Origin of the sequence: Sulfurovum sp. bin170, from assembly GCF_010892395.1 — a bacterium.
In the GTDB taxonomy this organism is placed as follows: domain Bacteria; phylum Campylobacterota; class Campylobacteria; order Campylobacterales; family Sulfurovaceae; genus UBA1140.
In genome coordinates this window covers 1-2,587 of the sequence record NZ_JAACKB010000159.1, presented here as the reverse complement: position 1 = coordinate 2,587, position 2,587 = coordinate 1, and the positions used below count along the sequence as shown (strand labels likewise).

General features: G+C 30.6%; 1 protein-coding gene. It reads right to left on the bottom strand.

Annotated features, from left to right (window positions below):
* The coding region (locus tag GSY74_RS03735) for an EAL domain-containing protein (protein WP_164663766.1) at positions 1-2,587 on the bottom strand (2,587 nt) is incomplete at both ends.

Genomic DNA, 2,587 nt, shown 5'->3' with positions numbered 1-2,587 from the left:
CCTCGGTGATAATATAAGAGTTCTCATCTGTATGTATATTTTTGATTAGACTCCCATCTATCTTAATGAAATCGGCATCTATATTTAGGATATGTTCAAAGTTGGCATAGCCAGAACCAAAATCATCTATGGCAATTTTTACACTATACTGTTTAACATATTTTATAAATTTATTTATTAACTTATAATCTCCTGCATCTTGGGACTCTGTAATCTCAAATATAACTCGATGTGTATTTGGATAGCTTTCAAGTTTTTGGTAGATATAGTTTGTTGTTCTCTCTGATAAAATATCATCTATAGTAAGATTAATAGAAAAATCTGTAGGTAAATCTCTAAATCTGTCAAATGTTTTATCTATAACTATGTGAGTAATCTGTTCATATAGTTTTGCTTTTTTAGCTATCTCCAAAAAGAAAAATGGAGATATAGCTTGTCCATCTTTATCTATAAGTCGAACTAGTGACTCATATTTTTCAAGTTTTTGGGTTCTGTTATCAAAGATAGGTTGATAGTAGCAGACAATTCTATCTTCATTTATCGCCTCTTTGACTCTTTTAATCCACTCAATATTATGGGCATAGTCTTCACTCTTTCTCATACTATGGTGAAATAGTAAAAATTTCTTATGCTCTTGTTGTGCTTTTTTTCGTGCAATATTACTATATAAAATCAGTTTTTGATAATCCTCATTGACATAGTAGGTGGCTGCTCCACCAGTCATAGAGACAGATATACGGTTTTGGTTTTCTGGTCCTGGATTTGATATTTTTGTCTCAATATCTAAGATACACTCTTCAAAAAAGTATTGGAGATTATCTCGTGACAGATAACCCTCTTCAAAAAGTAGGATAAACTGGTCAGCTTCAAGTTTATAGAGTCTATATCTATTTTTTTCATCTATATCACTTAGAATATGTGCCAAACGAACCAGTGTATTATCAGATATTGTTCTTCCATAAAAATCATTAAATCCAGAGAAGTCATCTATATTTAGATAAAATATAATAGGTTTTATAGCTGTTTTCAGATCTTCTAGGAGTTGATTTCTATTAGGTAGACTTGTTAGTAGGTCTATTCTCTGCTTCTTTATCTCATCTTTGTTATCTTCAAGCTCTGTAATATCATGTCTAACAGCAACATACTCTCTAATCTCACCTTTGTTATCCAAGATAGGAATTACAGTGGCATTGACTATATAGTAGCTCCCATCCTTTTTTTTATTTTTAACAATACCTTTCCATACCTTTTTACTCTGGATAGTATTCCACATATCCCTAAACGCACTCTTGGGAACATCAGGGTGACGAACAATATTATGAGAACTTCCTATAAGCTCCTCTTGAGTATATCCAGATACATTACAGAACATCTGGTTTGCATAGGTGATGATACCTCTTAGGTCAGTTTTGGAGACAATACTACTTTTGTCAATAGCCGTTTTGTATCCATCAAGAAAGGAGATATTTTTATTGAGTTTATCACTCATTGTATTGAAGGCTAAAAGTGCATCACCGATCTCATCTTTTTTATGAACATCAAGATGAATATCTGTTTGCCCCTCTGCAATCAACTCGGAGGCTGTTTGTAGTTTTTTTAAATTGCCTGTGATAGATTGATAAAATGCTATAAATATATATAAAGAGATGAGTAAAATTATTAAAAATCCAAGAATAAGGTATCTAAGTTCTTTTTTTGAGTTGGATTGTAACTCTTCAATAGTATCTTTATAGGTATATATAAACATCTTATATAGCTCTTCTTGGGTATGCATAGCTAAAGTCACCTCTTTGGAGAATGATTTAACATCATAGGTAAAGTTGTGTTGGAGAATAATATCATTGTCTATAATGGTTAGGATTTTTTTAAGCTTATCAGCTACATTAGTTGTCTGTTTTTGTAGGGCTTGATAGTTACTTAATTTTGTCAGTATGTTGTTGTCAATCAGATCAGATTTTAGACTTACAAGTTCTGTAGATAGTGCGTATAGTATCTTTTTCTGTTCATGTATCATACTTTTTTGAGTAAGTACAGCTGATGATAACCCTTGTAGTTGCCCAGAGTGTTCATATATATTGAGTAGTTTATCCTGAAGCATATCAGAAAGATAGTTTACTCTTAAATCTTTACTTATACTAAATAGAGTCTTGTCTGATATATCCAATATGGTCTCTTGAAGTAGTTTGATTACATCATTATGCTCTTTAAATATAATTTTGCTTGAGCTATCTTTTTTGATTTTATCAATTTTAATAAGTTCAAATTGACTAATTGCTTTTGCCAAGTTTTGATTTGAGCTCAATATATTTAGATTTTTTGAGTCATATTCAAATAGTGACTCGGTTTTTAGATAGAGTAGCTCCTCTTCATCAATTATATCATCTATTATATCTTTATGGCTACTTAGATAGGCATTAGTATCTGCTCTATGTACCTGTATAGTTTGAATAATTTTATGTATTATCTTTATATACTCCAAGCCTATAAGCTGTTGTTTGTAGGTATTGTTTTTTTCATAATGATTTAAAAATAGAGTGTGTGATGGAAATATTAATAGTATAAATAGTATAGATATAGATGCTATAAT